The organism is Methylomicrobium album BG8, from assembly GCF_000214275.2.
Taxonomy (GTDB): Bacteria; Pseudomonadota; Gammaproteobacteria; order Methylococcales; family Methylomonadaceae; genus Methylomicrobium; species Methylomicrobium agile.
Window position 1 is genome coordinate 3642426 of record NZ_CM001475.1, and the last position, 20434, is coordinate 3662859.

At 53.0% G+C, this 20434-nt stretch carries 18 protein-coding genes; 14 read left to right on the forward strand and 4 right to left on the reverse strand.

Translation table 11 applies throughout. The annotated features are described in order from the left end of the window. Positions 1 to 29 precede the first annotated feature (29 nt). The 6 genes from METAL_RS15685 (at position 30) to METAL_RS15710 (ending at position 6840) form a co-directional block, all read left to right on the forward strand. Positions 30 to 2522 carry a DEAD/DEAH box helicase gene (locus tag METAL_RS15685; RefSeq protein WP_005373836.1) on the forward strand — a complete coding sequence of 831 codons (2493 nt, stop codon included), beginning with the start codon at positions 30 to 32 and terminating at the stop codon, positions 2520 to 2522. A 193-nt stretch (positions 2523 to 2715) separates the two neighbouring features. Further along, positions 2716 to 3255, forward strand: a complete 540-nt coding sequence (locus METAL_RS15690) for an REP-associated tyrosine transposase (protein ID WP_005373838.1) — start codon at positions 2716 to 2718, stop codon at positions 3253 to 3255. 87 nt (positions 3256 to 3342) lie between these two features. Further along, entirely contained in the window at positions 3343 to 3561 is a 219-nt protein-coding gene (locus tag METAL_RS15695; protein ID WP_005373840.1) for a hypothetical protein, read from the forward strand. A 37-nt stretch (positions 3562 to 3598) separates the two neighbouring features. Next, positions 3599 to 3811, forward strand: a complete 213-nt coding sequence (locus tag METAL_RS15700; protein ID WP_005373841.1) for an addiction module protein — start codon at positions 3599 to 3601, stop codon at positions 3809 to 3811. Beyond that, complete coding sequence (locus METAL_RS15705; protein ID WP_005373842.1) at positions 3808 to 4101, forward strand: type II toxin-antitoxin system RelE/ParE family toxin; 294 nt, start codon at positions 3808 to 3810, stop codon at positions 4099 to 4101. Before METAL_RS15700 ends, METAL_RS15705 begins: the two co-directional genes overlap by 4 nt. Positions 4102 to 4104: 3 nt before the next feature. Next, positions 4105 to 6840 carry a phospholipase D-like domain-containing anti-phage protein gene (locus tag METAL_RS15710; protein WP_005373843.1) on the forward strand — a complete coding sequence of 912 codons (2736 nt, stop codon included), beginning with the start codon at positions 4105 to 4107 and terminating at the stop codon, positions 6838 to 6840. Between the two features lie 130 nt (positions 6841 to 6970). On the opposite strand, the gene METAL_RS15715 is transcribed toward METAL_RS15710, so the two are convergent. Continuing rightward, on the reverse strand, positions 6971 to 9556 hold the full coding sequence (locus METAL_RS15715) for an ATP-binding protein (RefSeq protein WP_005373844.1): 2586 nt from the start codon (positions 9554 to 9556) through the stop codon (positions 6971 to 6973). A gap of 206 nt (positions 9557 to 9762) precedes the next feature. On the opposite strand from METAL_RS15715, the gene METAL_RS15720 reads away from it, so the two are divergent. Next, entirely contained in the window at positions 9763 to 12594 is a 2832-nt protein-coding gene (locus METAL_RS15720; protein WP_005373845.1) for a calcium-translocating P-type ATPase, PMCA-type, read from the forward strand. Between the two features lie 113 nt (positions 12595 to 12707). Here the strand turns inward: METAL_RS15720 and METAL_RS15725 are convergent, their stop codons facing one another. After that, complete coding sequence (locus tag METAL_RS15725; RefSeq protein ID WP_031429780.1) at positions 12708 to 13517, reverse strand: sulfite exporter TauE/SafE family protein; 810 nt, start codon at positions 13515 to 13517, stop codon at positions 12708 to 12710. Positions 13518 to 13678: 161 nt separating this feature from the next. On the opposite strand from METAL_RS15725, the gene lptM reads away from it, so the two are divergent. From lptM to METAL_RS15760, 7 genes are all read left to right on the forward strand, one after another. Next, positions 13679 to 13933 (forward strand): LPS translocon maturation chaperone LptM, encoded by a 255-nt coding sequence (gene lptM / locus METAL_RS22220; protein WP_005373849.1) that lies wholly within the window; start codon positions 13679 to 13681, stop codon positions 13931 to 13933. A 2-nt stretch (positions 13934 to 13935) separates the two neighbouring features. Further along, positions 13936 to 15183, forward strand: a complete 1248-nt coding sequence (gene lysA / locus METAL_RS15735; RefSeq protein WP_005373850.1) for a diaminopimelate decarboxylase — start codon at positions 13936 to 13938, stop codon at positions 15181 to 15183. A gap of 53 nt (positions 15184 to 15236) precedes the next feature. Next, positions 15237 to 16064 carry a diaminopimelate epimerase gene (gene dapF, locus METAL_RS15740; protein WP_005373852.1) on the forward strand — a complete coding sequence of 276 codons (828 nt, stop codon included), beginning with the start codon at positions 15237 to 15239 and terminating at the stop codon, positions 16062 to 16064. Then, positions 16061 to 16780 (forward strand): DUF484 family protein, encoded by a 720-nt coding sequence (locus METAL_RS15745; protein ID WP_005373853.1) that lies wholly within the window; start codon positions 16061 to 16063, stop codon positions 16778 to 16780. Before dapF ends, METAL_RS15745 begins: the two co-directional genes overlap by 4 nt. Beyond that, a complete protein-coding gene (gene xerC, locus METAL_RS15750) occupies positions 16773 to 17684 on the forward strand; it encodes a tyrosine recombinase XerC (protein WP_005373855.1) in 912 nt (303 codons plus the stop codon). Before METAL_RS15745 ends, xerC begins: the two co-directional genes overlap by 8 nt. Positions 17685 to 17786: 102 nt before the next feature. Next, positions 17787 to 18818: a DUF2333 family protein gene (locus METAL_RS15755; protein ID WP_005373857.1), complete on the forward strand. Its 1032-nt coding sequence runs from the start codon at positions 17787 to 17789 to the stop codon at positions 18816 to 18818. 7 nt (positions 18819 to 18825) lie between these two features. Further along, positions 18826 to 19125 carry a DUF4389 domain-containing protein gene (locus METAL_RS15760; protein WP_005373858.1) on the forward strand — a complete coding sequence of 100 codons (300 nt, stop codon included), beginning with the start codon at positions 18826 to 18828 and terminating at the stop codon, positions 19123 to 19125. Between the two features lie 76 nt (positions 19126 to 19201). On the opposite strand, the gene yjgA is transcribed toward METAL_RS15760, so the two are convergent. Then, the gene (gene yjgA, locus METAL_RS15765; RefSeq protein WP_005373860.1) at positions 19202 to 19807 is read right to left on the reverse strand and encodes a ribosome biogenesis factor YjgA; all 606 of its coding nucleotides are present in this window, start codon (positions 19805 to 19807) and stop codon (positions 19202 to 19204) included. A 41-nt stretch (positions 19808 to 19848) separates the two neighbouring features. Further along, the gene (locus tag METAL_RS15770; protein WP_005373861.1) at positions 19849 to 20379 is read right to left on the reverse strand and encodes a DNA-deoxyinosine glycosylase; all 531 of its coding nucleotides are present in this window, start codon (positions 20377 to 20379) and stop codon (positions 19849 to 19851) included. Positions 20380 to 20434 lie beyond the last annotated feature (55 nt).

Consider the following 20434-nt stretch of genomic DNA (forward strand, 5'->3'; position numbering starts at 1 on the left):
ATAAATGAAATTATAAAAGGAATAAAGTAATGATGATCGATTTTGGAAAACTAACTGGCGGTGGAACTGTAGATTCTGCTTTACAGCCTAGAGAAATTTTCGTCGCATTACCAAATAAAAAAGAAGGAAAATTTGAATATCCAAGAGATGTTCAAACTCAAGTATGGGACCACTGGTTTAAACGAAGAGATGAATCTGACCTAGTTTTGAAAATGAATACAGGTAGCGGAAAAACAGTTGTCGCTTTACTAATTTTGAAAAGCAGCTTGAATGAAAAAAAAGGACCTGCTGTTTATGTTGTTCCAGACAATTATTTACTTGAGCAGGTTTTATCAGAAGCAAATGACCTTGGCATAGAGGTAACAAAAGAGACGAGCTCGCCACTTTTTTTATCTGGTAAAGCTATTTTGGTAGTTAGCATCCATAAACTCGTTAATGGATTGTCTGTATTTGGTGTTGGCGACGAAGGAATCAAAATTGAAATTGGGACTTTGTTGATTGATGATGCTCATGCATGTTTGGATACAATTGAAGATCAATTCATAATAACTATAAGTCGTCAAAATAAAGCTTATAACGATCTTTATAATATCTACCGAGAATCATTGCATACTCAATGTGAGACCAAAGCGAGTGAAATAGAATTAGGTGATCCAAGCGCATATATGCAAATACCTTTTTGGACTTGGCAAGATAAAATAAAAGAAACCAGCAGTATTTTAATTAAACATAAAAATACAGAAAATGAAATTAAGTTTACTTGGCCTTTACTGAAAGAATCACTTCACTTGTGCAGATGCATTGTCAGTGTGAAAGAAATTGAAATATCGCCTCATTGCATACCTATTCAAATGATACCGTCTATTGCCAATGCAGCAAGAAAGGTATTTATGACTGCCACTCTTGCTGATGATGGAATACTATCTACGCATTTTGGAATAAAAGAAGAATCTATAAGCCGTGCGGTGATCCCTGATTCTGCTGGGGATGTCGGCGATAGGATGATATTGCTACCTCAAGTTATTAATCCAGAATTATCTGATGAACAAATCAAGGATCTTTGTAAATGTGCGTCACAACATATCAATGTCGTAGTCATTGTTCCTTCAGAATATCGATCTAAGTTTTGGCAAGATGAGGCTGATTTAATACTTAACAAGGACAATATTTATAGCGGGGTTGAACGTTTAAAAAATGAAAAGGTTGGGCTTGTAGTATTAATTAATCGTTATGATGGCATTGATTTGCCTAAAGATTCCTGTCGCTTATTAGTTATTGATGGCTTGCCAGATGTAAGACATCTAATTGATAAAGTGAATCAAGGAATTCTGATGGGTAGTGGCCGATTATCTTCTCAAATAATCCAACGCATTGAGCAAGGAATGGGTAGAGGTATTAGATCGAGTGATGACTATTGTGCTGTTTTATTAATGGGGAAAAATCTCACTAGTCAGCTTTATGCTAGAGGGGCGATTAATAAGTTTTCCCCTGCTACAAAAGCACAGTTAGATATTAGTGAAAAGATATCGGAACAGATTAAAGGAAAGGGAATTAAAGAAATTTTGGAAACGTTATCGTATTTATTTGATCGAAACAAAGATTGGGTTTCTGTCAGTAAAGGGGCTGTTGCGGCTCTGACTTACAATGATAAGACTGATCTTAATCGAATATCTTTAACACTACGCGATTCATACGACTATGCAGATAGAAAGATTTATACAAACGCGATTAGCACATTAAGCGACTTAATAAATGAAACCACTGATAAGCCATTAAAAGGTTATTTAATGCAATGCTTATCTGAATATATAAATCTATACGATAAAGTAGAAGCGCAAAAAACCTTATTATCTGCCAGCTCGTTTAATACTAGAATACTCAAACCTCTTGATGGAATTTCATATCATAAGCTAGAGTCATTAGAAATGGAGCAGGCAAAAGCATGTAGTGAATTTTTAAAAACAAAATACAATAATCCAAATAAAATTATTATTGAAATAAATTCTCTGCTAGAAAACTTAATATTCAAGCCGGAGACATCTAATATTTTTGAAGAAAGTCTGAAGATGTTGGCTCAATATTTTGGTTTTAATGCTCAAAGACCTGAGGATGAATTTCGGAGAGGGCCGGATGTTTTATGGGAAACCGGCGGCTTAACTTACTTTGTAATTGAGTGCAAAAATGGTGCCACGACAGAAACAATAAACAAATATGATTGCAATCAACTTAATGGCTCAATTGAATGGTTCGAAAGTGAATATGATTCTACATGTAAAAGGACTCCCATAATGATACATCCCTCAACGGTTTTTGAATATGCAGCATCGCCAAATCCATGCATAAGAATTATTGATGTAGACGGGCTTGAAAAACTAAAAAGATCTGTTATCGATTTTTTTAAGTCTATTTGTGTAAACGATGAGTTACATGACATAGCTAAAATAAGAGAATCACTTATCGTTAACAAATTACGTCCATCTGACTTTTTGCAACATTTTACAAAAAATCATTCAAAGAAATAATGAAATATTAGATGCGTTAACTTTAAAGCCAAATGTCTATACGTCGGTTCTGGTTCCCACGCGCTGCGTGGGAACCGAGTGCGGACGCGCCAGCGTCCTGCACTATGACGCTGGCGCGTCGTAAACTGCATTCCCACGCTGGCGCGTGGGAACGAGAAACCAGAACTTAATCACCAAAAAACGGAAACGCATTATGGGTCGATCTCGCTACACAATATACGAGCAGCAAGCGCCTCATTTTCTGACCTGCACGATAAACAACTGGATTTCGATTTTTACCCGTCCGGAGACGGTTCAAGTTATTTTAGACGCATTGGCTTATCGTCAGGAGCAACGCAATCTAAAAATTTACGCCTATGTCATTTTGGAAAACCACCTGCATTTAATTGCCCAATCGACAGCTTTAGCAGCGGAAATAAGCAGTTTTAAATCCTGGACTGCCAAATGCTTACTGAACGTACTTAAAGCTCAAAAGGCCGAACGCATACTCAAGCAATTGACTTTTTATAAAAAGGCGCACAAAAAAGACCGTGAATATCAGGTTTGGGAGGAAGGCTCGCATCCTCAACAAATACAAAATCATGAGATGATGCTGCAAAAAATTGAATACATTCATCATAACCCTGTAAAACGCGGCTATGTCGATAACCCTGTGCACTGGCGTAATTCCAGTGCTCGCAACTACGCAGGGGAAGACGGGGTGTTAAAAATAGATACTGACTGGTTTAACTAAAACGTGACGCTGGCGCGTCTCATACTGCATTTCCACGCGGCACGTGGGAACGAGAAAACGAAAAAGTTATTATTTGGAGAAAGACTCATGAACACAGCACCCACCGACACCGCCCATAGTCTTTATGCACTTTACGAAACGTTACCGAATGAAGTGCAACAAGCTTTTCTACGGGAGTTAATACAAAAAAAACATCAGGAGCTGGCAGACCTGAGTTTTTATCTGGACTGTAAAGAAGCAAAGGATGAAAACGAATTTTTAAGCGAGCAGGAACAGCAGGCATTTATTGCCAGCCTGTCGGTATGAAGTTTGTTGTCTATATTTGGCCTCTTGGAGCAAGATCATGAAAAATTATCAAGCGATTTATCAACAAGCAAACCCATTGCCCCCCTTGGAAAAACTGCAATTGGTCGAATTATTGTTAGCCGATCTGGATACGCCCAATCCGGAAATAGACGCGGTTTGGCGTGAGGAAGCACAAAGAAGATGGCAGGCTTACCGGGCAGGCGAGCTAAAGACGGTGAGTTATGATGCGGTCATGCAGAAATATAAATGAGGGTCGAATTTCTTGAGGCTGCTGAAGCGGAATTGGACGAGGCTTTTCAATGGTATGAAACGCAGCAACCCAACTTGGGCGTCCAATTTTTAACGGAATTTGACGCGGCAATACGAAGGATCGTTGCCTTTCCAAAATCTTACGCCTTGCTCGGCAACGAAATCCGACGTTGTTTGGTCAAGCGATTTCCCTATGGCATTTTGTATGGCATCGATGCCGATCGCATTATTATCGTCGCCGCCGCCCATCTCCATCGCAAGCCCAATTACTGGCTGGACCGATTAGATTAGACCATGACCCTACGCCGATTTTCATCTCGAACCTACCGTCTGGATCAAAGCTTTTTAGCCGAGCAATTAAAAGGCGCCTTAAGTTATCGCCGCATTGCCGGCTATTTCACCAGTTCGCTGTTCGAGGTGGCGCACGAATGGCTGGAACACATTCCCGACGTCAAAATTGTTTGTAATGTCGACATTCACCCCGATGATCTGAAAGTCGCGCAATTACGCGAAACGAAAATGCTCGGACGCTGGAACGCCAATGCCATCGAAGCCGAGGCTTTGTTGAATCGCGATCGCTATCGCCGACTGGATGCGTTTCTGCAGCAGCATGGCGCTGCGATAAGAGTCGCGCCCGATGACATTTGCGGCTTTGTGCACGGCAAGGCTGGCGTGATTCAACGTGCCGATGGCCGCAAGATCGGCTTTATCGGCTCGATGAACGAGACGCGTAGCGGCTGGCAACATCATTATGAAATTCTCTGGGAAGACGATTCGCCCGAAGGCGTAGCCTGGATCGAGGCGGAATTTGAATATCTGTGGAATGCGGCGAAGCCCTTGCCGGAAGCCGTTTGCAAGGAAGTGCGCCGTCGCAGCCATCGGCATGAAATTTTGCTGGACGACGTGGCGGATGATGACAACCTTGCGCCAGCGGCACTGATCGAGTCGCCGCTGTATCGAGAAGGCTTGTCATTGCAGCCTTGGCAACAGAGTTTCGTTGCCGAATGCCTCAAGCATTATCGCGATTATGGCGCCGTGCGCCTGTTGCTGGCCGATGAAGTCGGACTCGGTAAAACGTTATCCCTGGCTACGGCGGCTTTGGCTTTATGCCTGCTCACGGAAAAAGAAAAGCGTCGTCGTAAACCCATCCTCATTTTTGCGCCGGCGACCTTGTGCGAACAATGGCAAACCGAGTTGTTGGACAAGTTGGGCATTCCCACCGCGCGCTGGCACACGACCAAAAAGCTTTGGCTGGATGCCGACGAGCGCACGATTTCTCCCGCAGGCCCGGAACACATAGCGGCCTGCCCTTTACGGATCGGCATCGTTTCCACCGGTTTGATGATGCGTGATTCCACTGAAAAGCAGCATTTGCTGGATTTAAATTTTGGTTTGGCAATTTTGGATGAGGCACATAAAGCCAGAACTCGTCAGGGGTTTGGTAAAAATGCAGGGGAACCCAACGAATTGTTGGCATTTATTACAGCAATTGCCGCTCGCGCCGACCATGTCTTGCTTGGCACGGCAACTCCGATACAAACCACTCCTGAGGATTTATGGGACTTAGTACGTGTACTCCATCAGGGGAAAGGCAATTTTGTTCTGGGCAATGATTACGCTTGTTGGCACAAGCCTGATCAAGTACTGCCTATTTTATCCGGGGAACAAGAGGTCACTGAACTAGAAACCGCTTGGGAAATGTTGAGATCGCCTTTACCGCCCGTTAATTCCACGTCGGATAGCCGCGTGCGTCAGTTGTACAGCGCGATTCGGCAGGATTTGGGCATGGCCGTCAAGCAATTCGAGGCGGGACGGCTTGCCGATTTGGATTTGGGAACCCGTGAAGATTTCGAACTCGAACTGGAGAGACGCGTGGCCAATGCGCCTTTCTTTCAGCGTGAAAATCCATTTGTTCGCCATGTAGTACTGCGCAAGCGGACTACTTTGGAAGATGCAGGATTGTTAAAACGAGTGGGTGTCGATGTGCACCCCGACGCCAACCGGGTCAAAGACATCCATGCCTTCAATGCTTTATTCGAAGGCTTGGCGGTTCGAACGGATGAGCATTTCCGGGAAGCATGCAACGAAGCCAGGCGTTTCGGTAAAGTGTTGGGCAAGCGCGGTAAAGGTGCAGGGTTTATGAAAAATCTAATGCAGCAACGGATTTGTTCCAGCTTGATAGCCGGGATCAATACGGCCAAAGCCTTGTTAGAAGGACGAACACTGCATGAGGAAATGGATGAAATAGAGGAAGATGTTGCGTTACAGACCGATGAAGAGCGTGCAGCGCTGGAATTGCTATTGCATCGCTTACAATTGATTGATTCCGATGCCAAATTCGAGGCGGTTTTACACTATCTGATCAATGAAGGCTGGCTAGCACACGGCTGCATTATTTTTAGCCAATATTACGATACTGCGCGTTGGTTAGCCGATTCGTTAGCTGCGCGCTTTCCCGACGAAGCCATAGGCCTCTATGCCGGGGCAGGGCGTAGCCGCTTGTATCAAGGTGGGGATAGCGTCGGCATAGCGCGCGAGATTTTAAAAATCAAAGTGGCCGAGCATGAAATCCGGGTAATGGTTGCTACTGACGCTGCTTGTGAAGGTTTGAATTTGCAGACATTGGGAACGTTGATTAACGTCGATTTACCCTGGAACCCAACCAAGCTGGAACAGCGTATCGGACGGATCAAACGTTTCGGACAGGTTAGGGACAATGTGGATATGCTGAATCTTGTCAACGAGCAAACTGTCGATGAAAAAGTCTATGCGCGCTTATCGGAACGGATGCGGGATAAATTCAACTTATTTGGATCGCTACCGGATACGATCAAGGACGATTGGATCGAAGATATCGAGACTCTGGATGAAAAAATGGATCAGTACATCGATGCGCAAAAACGGGCCACCGGCTTTGATTTACGCTATAACGCACACATATCTCCTTCCGAAAAGGATTGGCGAGATTGCTCCGACGTGTTATCGCAACGGGATTTTGGGACTTTGATGCGGCAGGCTTGGGAAAAATGAATATTTTCGTTTGTGTCAAACCTGTATCTATTTTATGGTTTTTAAATTTAAAGACTTCCCGACCCAGGTTTTTATCAAGGAGCGCCACAGTACGGACTGAAAATGTGAATCGAATGCCGAACGACAATCGTCACCCCCGCACCGAATTCAACAGGGCGGTCAGTTCTTCATCGTGAATCGGCTTGGTCAGATAGCCGTCGAAGCCGGCCGCCAGCGCATCGTTGATCCGGCTTTCTTCCGCATAGGCGCTGACCGCCACCATTTTGAGCGGCTTGCCCTGGCTTTTGACGATCACCAATAACTCAAGCCCCGACATCACCGGCATGTTCAAGTCGACCAGCGCCAGCCGGTAGTCGTTCCGCTGGATCATCGCCAGCGCCTCCCGCCCGTTCACGACCGCATCGACGCTGCAGCCTTCGAGCTCCAGCAGATTGGCCAGCAGCATCAGGTTGATCTGGCTGTCATCCGCGATCAGTACCCGGAGCGGCCCGTCAAACGGCTGCCGGGCAGGCAGATTGATCCGCTCGGCCGATTGTTCATCCCGCGTGCTCGGCAGGGGCAGCGACACCGAAAAAATACTGCCGACGCCGGGTTTGCTGGTTACCTCGATCGCACCGCCCATGATGTGGATCAATTCGCGGGTAATCGTCAAGCCCAGCCCGAGGCCGGGCCGCATGAATCCGTCCTCGTTCAGTTGCTTGAAAGGCGTAAAGATCGCTTCCAGATCCTGCTCGGCGATCCCGCAGCCGGTGTCCTCGATCGTGATTCGCCAACACCCGTCGAAATAATTCGAGGTCAAGGTCACCCGCCCCTTTTCGGTATATTTGATCGCATTATCGAGCAGATTCACGATCACCTGGCGAATGCGCTTTTGATCTCCCATCAGCAGGCGCGGAATCGGCAAGCCGTTAACGTCGAGCTCGAGCTGTTTGGCTTCGGCGCTCAACCGGCAAATTTCGACGATATTCTTCAAGAGTTTATGGCTGTCGAAGACCTTGATGTCGGTTCGGATTTTGTTCGACTCGATCGAGGCGAGATCCAGAATCCCGGTAATCAGTTCCAGCAAATGATTGCTGCATTGCTTGATCGTATTGAGCTGCTCGTAATCTTCCTTCTGGAATCTGCGCTTCTTCAGCAGCAATTGCGAAAAGCCCAGTATCGCATTCAACGGGGTCCGGAGCTCGTGGCTGATGTTCGCCAAAAACCGGCTTTTCGATTCGTTTGCCGCTTCCGCCGCAATTTTAGCCTTCAGCAGCTCTTCGGTGCGCTCCTTGATCAGAGACTCGGTCCGGAAGAAGCGCCCGGTCAGCATCAACAGACAGGCGCCCAACAGGCTGGTGAACAGCAGGCCGCTGATCAGCACGATCCAGATCGGCCAATGGGGCTGATAGTCGGTTCTGGCGTCATAAAAAGACAGCAGCCACTGATACCCCGCAACATCTTTCGAGAATTGCACAGACGCTTTCGCGTGAGGGAAAGCGGTCGGCAGATTCGAATAAATCAGGTTGGAGGTTCCGGTTTCCCGATCCTCCACCCCGATCGAAAGAAAACAGCACGTTTTTTTCAGGACGCGGGTCGAAAAATACACGGCATCGGCCATCGACAAGGTGGTCGAAACGAGCCCCAAAAAGCTTCCGTTATCATTGGCCGGTTCACGGGTAAGAACCGGGGCAAGTACGGTAATCTGCCCGTTTTCCGCAGTAAGATAGAGGTCTTTCTGCTTTATCTGGCGGTTGTTCTTGAAAAAGTTTTTGAGAGCGGGCGGCAACGGAGGCTGGGCAGCTTCCGTATTATCGGTGTATTGATTCAGCAACGACGTGAATTCCAGATGGATTCTTCCGCCGCCGACAAGTTTAACCCAACTCGTCGATTTGATTTCGGGAAACGGCCCCAGCGTTTGCCGAGTGAATAAAAGGAATTCCGCTTGTTCGACACGGCGGGAACCGTAAAAAAAATTGCGCACCGTATCGGCCGCATGGGTGGCTCCCTGCAAACGGTTGACAATCGCCTGGGATAAAGTGACGGTTTGATCGTGAAATTCCTGACGCCGCCGCTCCGCCTCCAACTGCCTGACATAGAGGTACAGGACGATCACCAGCGCGAAAGTCGCAATCAACGGCAGACCGACCGAATAGCGGCGTTCCCGCCAGACTGCCCGCGGCTCCCCATAGGCGATCAAGATGATCGGCGTAAATACCAGCACGCCCATCATGTCGCCGATCCACCAGGAGAACCAATGCGGGAACAACTGCGCGGCCTCGATCATCCCTGCCTGGTACAACGCCGTCACTCCCACGGTGGGAGTAATCATGCAAGCGACCGGACCGCCGAGCAGCATGAACAGCATCACGCAGCGGTCCTCGATCAAAGGATTCGGAAAACCGACGAACTTCTCGATGAGGATACAGCCCAGCAGCGCGCTGAGCGAGGCGCCGACGGCATTCGCCGCACAGACTGTGAGCAGCGGCTCGTCGAAGCCGAAGTCATAAACAAAGGCGCTGACCGCAAAATTGCCGAGAAACACGCTCGGCCATTTGCGCTTGCCGAGCAGCAGCAATGCCGCCAGCGCGATGCCGGCCGAAGGCCCCAGCATACCGGCATGGCTCGACGCCACATTCAGCAGCTGGCCCAGGACGCCGAAGCCGAAATAGACGAGCGCCAGAACGATCACGATAAAAAGATAGTTCAACACGCGCATCGGGAATAAATCGTTCATTATCGACAGGGCGGTCCCAAAAGATCGTAAATCCGGGTATCATTCTATCATCGTTGCACGCGATCGATTTCAACCCGCGCCCCTTTTATTGCCGACCGGAACTTCACCCGTCCCGGCGACCGGCCGGTTCGCAACGGCAGGTAAAAACGGGCAGCCTTCGTGCCCGAGCTGTCTTAAGGTTCATCATTTTAATCTTCCAATATTGCATGCGGCCCGATTTAGCGCTGATCCTATTGTTCATTACCTTCCTGGTCACGGGCATCCTGCTGTGCCTGCAGTTGACCGTAAGCCTTCGCCGCCGCCCTGCTCAATCTTCCCCGCCTTCCAAACCGGCCGAGCCCGAGGTTGCCTGGCATATCTTAAGCCCGGCCCAGGCACTGGAAAAGCTTGGCGTAATGCAGGCCCCCGGCCTGAGCCGGGAGGAAGCGGCGCGCCGTATCGAAAAGCTCGGGGCGAACCGGCTGGCCGAAGCGCCGGCTCGCCCCGTCTGGATCAAGTTTCTGGCCCAATTTAAGAGCCTGCTGATCATCGTACTGTTTGCCGCCGCCCTACTGGCGGCCGCGATCGGCGACGTGATCGACGGGATCGTGATCCTGATCGTCGTGCTAATCAATGCGGTGCTCGGGTTTTCGCAGGAATTTCAGGCCGAAAAATCGCTGGCCGCGCTGAAAAAGATGCTCGCCCTGCAGGCCAAAATCCGCCGCGAAGGTTACAGTTTCGAAATACCGTCGACCGAAATCGTACCGGGCGATATCGTGATCCTGCATACCGGCGACAAAATCCCTGCCGACGGCCGGCTGATCAGCGCGAACCTGCTGGAAGTCGATGAATCCCCTTTGACGGGCGAATCGACGCCGGTGGCCAAACAAGTCGAAGCGTTGCCCCAAGCCGAATTGCCGGTCGCCGAACGGAGCAATCTGCTGTTCATGAACACGACCGTCACACGGGGACATGCCGAAATGGTCGTGACTGCCACCGGCATGGCGACCGAGATCGGCCGTCTGGCAGACCTGCTCACGGAACGGCAAGATGGCGAGACACCGCTGCAATCCCAGTTGAACAGCCTGGGCAAGAGTCTGGCGTTGATCGCGGTGACGATCATCACCGTATTGTTCGGCAGCGCCCTGCTGCGCGGCGAACCGCTAATTCAAACCGTCTTCACCGCGATCGCGCTGGCGGTCGCATCGATTCCGGAAGGCCTGCCGACTGTGGTGACCGTCACCCTGGCGCTCGGGCTGCGCCGGATGGCCCGCAATCATGCCATCGTCAAACGCCTGGCCGCGGTCGAAACCCTGGGCTGCACCACCGTCATCTGCAGCGATAAGACCGGCACGCTGACCGTCAACCAGATGACCGTCCGCTCGCTGTTTTTCAAAGATCAACTGTTCCGCGTCACCGGCAACGGCTACGCGATCGAGGGCGGCATTTTTCCGGTTTCAGGCGCCGCGCTACCCGTCAATATGACACGCCTGCTGCTGCCGGTGGCCTTGTGCAATAACAGCCATTTACGGGAGCGGCGGGTGGTCGGCGATCCGATGGAAGGCGCCTTGCTGGTGCTTGCCGCCAAAGGCGGAATCGATCAGCTCCAGGCCCTGCGCCGGCAGCCGCGCATTGCGGAAATCCCGTTCGATGCCGGCCATAAATTCATGGCGACTTTTCATCGCCAGGACGATGAGATCCATCTGTACGTCAAAGGCGCGCCGGAAGTTTTACTCGACCGTTGCCGCGACGCGGTAGACGGCAACGGCGATACCGTGCCGCTTGAGCGCCATCGGGTAATGCGGCGGAACGACGACATGGCCGAAGCCGGGCTCCGGGTGCTGGGCGTGGCGTCCGGAACGCTGCCCGCCGCCGAATTCGCTACGGACCGGGATCTGTTCGGTTACCTGAATGAACTGACGTTCATCGGCCTGGTCGGCCTGATGGATCCGCCCCGCGCCGAAGCCCGCGCCGCCATCGGGCAGTGTCGGAAAGCCGGCATCCGGGTCAAAATGATCACCGGCGACCAGAAGGTCACCGCGGAGGCGATCGCCCGCGAACTGGGGCTGGAAGGCCAAGTGCTGGAGGGGCGGGAACTGGCCGCTATGGATGAACGCCGGCTTGCGGAACATATTGCGGGCATCGGCGTTTTCGCCCGCACCGCCCCGGAGCAGAAAGTCCGGATCATTCAGGCCTTGAAGGCGCAAGGCCATGTCGTGGCGATGACCGGCGACGGCGTCAACGACGCGCCGGCGCTGAAAATCGCCGACATCGGCATCGCGATGGGAGTGACCGGAACCCATGTCGCGCAAGAAGCCGCGACGATGATTCTGACCGACGACAATTTCGCGACGATCGTCAAGGCGGTCAAGGAGGGCCGCCGCATTTACGAGAACATGGTCAAATTCATCCGTTTCCAACTGTCGACCAACATCGGCGCGATCCTGACCGTCACCGGCGCCCAGCTGCTCGGCCTGCCCTCCCCTTTCAGTGCGGTACAGCTGTTGTGGATCAATATCATCATGGACGGTCCGCCGGCCATGTCGCTCAGCGTCGACCCCGGCCGCCCGGATACCATGTCCGAGGCGCCTCGCTTGGCCACGGCGCGGATTCTCTCGCTGCGCCGCTTCGGCAACCTGCTCACCTACGGCCTGACCATGGCGGCCGGCACCCTGGGCGTTCTATTCCATGCGCAGCCCGGCAACGATGCCGAACATGCGAAGGCCCTGGCTTTCACGACTTTCGTGCTGTTTCAGGTTTTCAACGTATTCAATGCCCGTTCCGAGAAAGGCACCGCCTTCCACAGGCATTTTTTCGCGAACAAGATGCTCTGGGTGTCGCTGTTCGGCGTATTCTTGCTGCAGGTTCTGTCAATCCACTGGTTGCCGGCGCAGCGGATATTCCATACCGCGCCGCTGTCCGCCGGCGACTGGCTCATCGCGGCGGCCGTTGCCTCCTCGGTGCTGATCCTCGAGGAATTGCGCAAACTGTTGACCGTGGTCCTCCGATGGCTCCGAAACGGAAGGCCGAACTGCGAAAAAGACGATTCGCCCGAATGAGGGTATTGTCCTGTACGGATCATGGTCGAGCGTAGAATGCACGATCTTCGCCCTAATCGCGCCCTTCGTCCGGATTCGCTGTTTAGGCGGGTTTTACATGCTCCCGCATTTCTTTATTGAAAAACGAATTTGAAGCCGATCAGCAACAGCAAGGTCGCCAGCACTGGACGCAGGAACCGTTCCGGAATCTTCGCGCTCAAATGGCTGCCGACCCAGATGCCCGGCAGCGACCCGACCAGCAGACTGCCCAGCAATACCAAATCGACATTGCCGATGCTCCAGTGCCCGATTCCGGCGACCGCGGTCAACGGAATCGCATGCGCGAGGTCGGTGCCGACCACTTTCAGCGTCGTCATCTTCGGATACAGAAACAGCAGCGCCACCGTGCCCAAAGCGCCGGCGCCGACCGACGAGAGCGTGACCAGCACGCCGAGCACCGCGCCGGTCAGTACCGTGGCCGGAACGTGAAAACGCCGAAAGCGGGCCGCATTGGACTCGGTGCTGTGATCGTCGTCGAGCTGAGCAACCTTTTGCGCTTTATTCATCAGGATGCTGCGCACCAGCAGGGCGCAAGCGGTCAGAATCAGCGCAATACCCAGCGAATAGGTGATCACATGACCGATCTCCTTGCCGGTCACGTGCAACTGCCGCAGCACATAGAGCGTTCCGAGCGCGCAGGGCAGACTGCCTAGCGCCAGCAAACCCACAACTTTCCATTCGACCGAATTATGCTTGCCGTGATGCACCCACACGCCGCCGATCTTGGTGATGGACGCGAACAAGAGGTCGGTACCGACAGCGACCGCCGGCTTGAAACCGAACAGGAAAACCAGTAAGGGCGTCATCAGCGAACCGCCTCCGACGCCTGTCACTCCGACCAGTAACCCCACCGAGAAACCGGAAACGATATATGCCGTGCTCAACAAAGCCCGCTCCTTAAAAAATTCTACAAAAAGTGCGCACTATACCAGTTTATGATTGCTTATTTAACAGATCGAACTCGGCAACGGCTTTCTAAGCGGACCGGTTTCGGCTTATCATGTGCGTTTTACCCGGCCTCGGCCGCCCACTTTTACAGACGGTTATGAAGATCAGCCTCCCTTGCCTTTTACTGCCGGCGGTACTCGGACTTGCCGGCTGCGGCCAGCCCGGGCCGCTGTATCTGCCGGGCCATCCGCCACCCGGACTCAAGGTGTCGCCCGAGGATGAAGAGCCGCGCTCGCCGATTCCGGAGCGCGACATCGACGAGACGCCCGCGCCGGTCGACGCCGCGCCGCCGAAACCGGCCAAGCCAGAATCCAAAGAAACCGATTCCCCAACAAAGAACCACTCAGAATAAAGATGGATTATTTCAATTACCGGAACGATGAACTCTTCGCCGAAGAGGTACCTGTCACCCAGATCGCCAAACAGTACGGCACGCCCTGTTATGTCTATTCGCGTGCCGCGCTCGAAAGGCGCTGGCGCGCGTTCGACGGTGCTTTCGGCGATCATCCGCATCTGATCTGCTATGCGGTAAAAGCCAATTCGAACATCGCCCTGTTGAATCTCTTGGCGCGCCTCGGCTCCGGTTTCGACATCGTCTCGCTCGGCGAAATGCAGCGCGCGATCGCCGCCGGCGGCGCGCCGGAGAAGATCGTGTTTTCCGGCGTCGGCAAGCGCGAGGATGAAATCATTGCCGGGCTAAAGGCCGGCATCCGCTGTTTCAACATCGAGGTTGCCGGCGAGCTCGACCGGATCGACCGGCTGGCCGGCCAGCTCGGTGTGATCGCGCCAGTATCGTTCCGGGTCAATCCGAACGTCGATGCGAACACGCATCCCTATATCTCGACCGGCCTGAAAGAAAACAAATTCGGGATCGCTTTCGAACAGGCACTCAGCGAGTACCGCCGCGCGGCACAGATGCCGAACATCCGGATCATCGGGATCGATTGCCATATCGGCTCCCAGTTGACCGACAACCGGCCGTTCCTGGATGCATTGGACCGTCTCCTCGAACTGGTTACCGCGCTGCAGGCGGAAGGGATCGAACTGCATCATCTGGACCTCGGCGGCGGTCTCGGCATCCGCTACAAGGACGAACAACCGCCGGAACCGGCCGACTACATTCATGCCATCCTGCAGCGCCTCGGCAATTCCGACCTCGAGATCCTACTCGAACCGGGCCGCGCGATCGTTGGCAACGCGGGTATCCTGGTCACGCGCATCGAGTACCTGAAAACGACCGAACACAAAAACTTCGCGATCGTCGATGCGGCGATGAACGATTTGATCCGCCCGTCGCTGTACAGCGCCTGGCAGAATATCATCCCGGTGCAGACGAACAGCCGGGCCGATGAACGGACCTGGGACGTCGTCGGCCCGGTCTGCGAAACCGGCGACTTTTTGGGCAAGGGCCGGCCGCTTCGCTTGTGCGAAAACGATTTGCTGGCGATACGCTCGTCGGGCGCCTATGGTTTCACCATGAGCTCGAATTACAACTCGCGCCCGCGCGCGGCGGAAGTGCTGGTCGACAACGATGCGGCGCATCTGATTCGGGAACGGGAATCGATCGAACAATTATGGACCGGAGAACGGTTGATTCCTTAAACAATCGCTGCTAAAGTCGATCCGATTACCTTTCGTACTCACCTACTGATTCAATGATTCATTTCACCAAGATGCACGGCCTCGGCAACGACTTTGTCGTGATCGACGCGATCCGCCAAACACCGCGCCTGGAACCCGAAACGATCAGGCGCCTGGCCGACCGGCATTTCGGGATCGGTTTCGACCAATTGCTGCTGGTCGAAAAACCGGTCAGTCCGAACGCCGATTTCAAGTACCGGATATTCAATGCGGACGGCAGCGAAGTCAGTCAATGCGGCAACGGCGCACGCTGCTTCGCCCGCTTCGTGCGCGACCAGGGTTTGACCGATAAGGACGAAGTGTGCGTCGATACCGACGCAGGCCAGTTGCTGCTGAAATTCGATTCCGACGGCCAGATTACCGTGAATATGGGCATTCCCCGTCACCATCCTGCCGAAGTTCCGCTGCTGGCGGACCAGGAAGCGAGCAGCTATCAGGCGTCCGCCAACGGTGAAACCTACGCATTCGGCGCAGTCTCGATGGGCAATCCGCATGCGGTGCTGCAGGTGGACAATGTCGAGGCGGCACCGGTCGCTGCGGTCGGGCGCCTGCTGGAATCGCACCCGTTCTTTCCGGCGCGCGCGAATATCGGCTTCATGCAGATCATGGACCGCGAACATATCAAATTGCGGGTGTACGAACGCGGCGCTGCCGAAACGCTGGCTTGCGGCAGCGGCGCCTGCGCGGCGGCGGTGATCGCGATCGAGCACGGTCTGGTCGACCGTCACGTCCAGGTGCAATTGCCGGGCGGAGCGTTAAAAATCAGCTGGGCCGGCCGCGGCGAACCGGTGCTGATGACCGGACCCGCCATTTCCGTTTTCGAGGGGACGATTGAGCCATGAGCGGACGGCGAAACGCTTTGACTTCGGAACAGGTTGCGGATTATTTGCGCGCCAATCCGGCATTTTTCAACGACCATCTGGATCTGCTGGAAGACCTCCTGATACCGCATCCCAGCGGCAATGCGATCTCGCTGATTTCGAAGCAGCTCGAAATACTCCGCAACCGGAATCAGGAAATGGAAGCCCAACTGGCTTCCCTGATCGAAATCGCCAAAAACAACGATACCTCGTTCAGCCGGATGCACAAACTGACGCTGGCGCTGCTCGAAACCTCGACGCTGGAAGAAGCGGTCGCAAGCCTGGAAGAAGTCCTGTCCGGCTATTTCGTAACCGATTTCGTCGCGCTCCGGATCATTACCGACACCCCGAACGCGGCGCTGCCGCAGCTTTTTCTCGCGCCCGGCAGCGCCGAATCGGAACATTTCCTGCCGATACTCTCTGCGGGACAGCTTAAATTCGGCCGCCCTACCCTGGCCCAGGCCAAAGTGCTGTTCGGCCCGGCAGCGCTCGAAGTCCAGTCCGCTGCGATCATTCCAATGAAGTTTGGAGATGACTGCCCGGGCGGGATAGATGCTGACCCAAGCGGAATACTCGCGATCGGCAGCCGCAGCAACGACCGCTTCCATTACAGCATGGGCAGTTTCTTTTTGACCCACATGAGCGAAATCATCGGCGCGCGCCTCCTGCCTCTGCTCTTGCAGAAAAATTATGCATAGCGAGGCACGACAATGGCTGGACGAGTTTCTCCGCGAACTGGAAGTCGAACGGCGCGCCTCGAAGCACACGGTGAGCAGTTATCGCCGCGATCTCGAACGATTGGCTGACTTTTGCAAGGAAAAATCGATTCCACATTTTTCCGGCGTTAGCCAACCGCATATTCGCGCGCATATCGCCGCGCGCCACCGCCAGGGAATCGGCAGCAAAAGCCTGCAGCGCGAATTGTCGGCAATGCGCAGCTTTTACCAGTTTCTGCTGAAAAAAAGACGCGTCGAAATCAATCCGGCCGAACATGTGCAGGCGCCCAAGCAGCCGCGTAAACTCCCGAAAACGCTCGACGTCGATCAAGTAACGGGGTTACTGGAGGCCGGCGCGCACTCGGATCTGGAAATCCGCGATCAGGCAATGTTCGAACTGTTCTATTCGAGCGGCCTGCGCCTTAGCGAACTGGCCGCGCTGAACCTGAGCGATATCAATCTGGAAGATGGAATGCTGACCATCGAATCGGGCAAGGGCGGCAAAGCCAGAATCCTGCCGATCGGCAGCAAGGCGGTCGAGGCGATCCGAAAATGGCTGCCGCTCCGGAACGGCACCGCCGACGTGAAGGAAAAGGCGTTATTCACTTCATCGAAAGGATTCCGGCTCGGCGTCCGCAGTGTGCAACTGCGCCTCGAACGCTGGTGCCTCGCCAAAGGAATCGCCGAACACATCCATCCGCACATGCTCCGGCACTCCTTCGCGAGCCATCTGCTCGAATCGAGCCGCGACTTACGCGCGGTGCAGGAGCTGCTCGGCCATAGCAATATCGGTACGACCCAAATCTACACACATCTGGATTTTCAACATCTCGCCGACGTTTACGACCAGGCCCATCCGCGGGCAAAAAAAATGCGCGGCCCCTAATTGCAGGCGAAAAAAAATCCAAAATCTGCTACCATGCAGGTTATTTTAAAACCAAAGCAATCAGTTACCTGAAGCAGACACAGTTGATACGGGATTCCAGTAATGGCGGCAAACGAATTTGAAGACACTAAATCGAGAGGAGTGCTCTGGGGCTTTGGCGTTCTGCTACTGGCGACACTCGTCATCATTTTGATTTTAGGTGCCTGGTGGGGCAGCGAGCCGGACCAGTTCAACGTCCAGGAAGAAGCGATGGAGCGCGCCAAAATCACCAATACGACCGATATTCCGCTGGGCTATACCTACACCAACACGCTGGCCCACATTGCCGAAGTCCTGCTGCATAAATCCGGCGGTTACATCACCAACGACGTGGCGCCGCCCGGTTTGTTTCTGGACAACATCTCGAATTTCGAATACGGCGCGCTGGTGATGCTGCGCGACGCGACGTCCGCGCTCCGGAATCACTTCGCTCGCGATCAGTCGCAATCCGACGAAGACCCTGATCTGAAAATCGCCGAACCGTATTTCTATTACGAGAACGATTCCTGGGCCTTGCCGTCGACCGAAGCCGAATACCAAAAAGGCGTGGACGCCTTGCACAATTACATGTCACGCCTTCAAAAGTGGGGCGGCAAGGTCAAACGCGCGCAATTTTATTCGCGTGCAGACAACCTGTGGCAATATACCGAGCTGGTAATCAAACGCCTGGGCAACCTTTCGACAAGACTCAGCGCCAGTACTGGCGGCGCCGAAATCAATCCGGCGCTGGCAGTGGTCGATCCCGACGTCGACGTCAATATCCGCAACGCGAAAGCCACGGCCCTGCCGCAGACTCCGTGGCTGCAAATCGACGACGTGTTTTATGAAGCGCGCGGCGCCAGCTGGGCGCTGCTGCACATTTTAAAAGCGGTCAAGTACGATTTTCACGACATCCTGCTCGACAAGCGCGCGATGAACACGGTCGACATCATGATCAAATCGCTCGAAAACGCGATGGCGCCGATCCTGAGCCCGATGATTCTGAACGGCAGCGGCTACGGCCTGTTCGCGAACTACTCTTTAACGATGGCGACCTACATCGCCCGCGCAAACGCATCCGCCCTGGACTTGCGCGACATTATGAACCGAGGTTAAAAAACGAATGGATGAGCAAATCAACTACAACCTGACCAATATCGACGCCTGGAAAAGAATTTTCTTCATGCTGATTTTTGCCGCGATCGGCGGCTTGGTCAGGATGCTGCTGTGGGCGGTCATTCTACTGCAGGTTGCCTCGACCCTGCTGACCGGCAAGGCGAACAAAAATATTCTGAATCTCGGGCGCAGCCTGTCGGTATATACTTATCACATCCTGCTGTTCATGACTTTCAATACCGAAGCCCTGCCTTTTCCCTTTTCGGACTGGAACCAGACGGCCGAATTGAAGATGCCGGAAAAATAATTTCTACGCGTTGCTCGGGATGGAATGATCGGCTTCTTTCATCATCCCTCCGCTTCCTCCGCCGAGAAAAACACGATCAAATCTCTTCCCGATCCTCTCCGAACGCCTCGTCTTCATCGGCCGCCGATTCATCTGCTGCAGCCGGAAGCCCGTCGTCTTGCAACAGATCTTTGATGTAGCGGTATAACAGCCGTGACGATTTGGGCGGCTTCGCAGCGGTGATTTCCTTCTGCGCATTGCGGATCAGCTGCCGCAATTGCTGACTGTCGGCTTCGGGATAATCGTCCAGCAACGCTGTCACGGCTTCATTCCCCTCGGCAATCAAGCGGTCGCGCCATTGTTCGGCGAGATGATGCTCCCGGACTGCATGCGCGCTTTTGTTCTTGAGGCGCGCCAATTTTTCGGCATACGGCTCGACATCGATCTGGTGCAGTTGACCCGCAATATATTTCAACAGGCGCTTGCGTGCGCCTGTATGAGGCATGCCGGAAACTTCGCGAACCGCTTGCAGAATCCTCTCCGGCAACATCAGCCTCTCCAACTGATCGGGCGACAAACCGGCCATTTCCTCGCCCAATTTGAATAACGCGGCAATTTCCTTTTTTATTCGGGTTTTATTCGGCCGGACCGCGTAATATTCGACCTCCTCACCGTATTCATCGTAATCTTCTTCAATCATCATTCGTGTTAAAGCGTTTTTTCCAGCGGTTATTCAAGTTCTCGTCAGCCTTCCGCAAGTTCGGCCGTCATGCACTGTTTGATTTCCTGCCAGGCATCCAGTTTTTGTTTCAGGCCGAGAGCCGCATGGGCGGGACTGGTCGAGGGCAGCCTATGATACACCAGATAAGCAAATCTTTCCGGCAACGTGGGTAAGATAAATTTCCGGTAGATCTTCTCCGGAGTCATTCCATTGAAAAACACATGCCGGATCTGCCCGTGCTGGCTGAAAAACACATTAAAATCGTTCACGACGATCGAGTCCATTTCGATATCCCCATCCAGACTGCTGGCTCTTTGACAGGTTTTCAAGACATCCCACACCGCTACCCGGTGCGTTATTAGAATTCCCTTGCGCAGCCCGTAACATAAATCCGGGTCGGCGCCGAACAATCGCCCCATGATGGTCCAGAACGCATTTTTCGCATGACCGTAGTATTGCTCTTTTGCTTTCGAGACCTTGCTGGGCATCGCCCCTAAAATCAACACCCGCGCATCGGGCGCGGCTATCGGATCAAATCCGCTTATCTCATGCATTTCATTTCCTCAATAAATTACTGTCAAGCAGGCCGGCCAAATTTGCGATAATAGC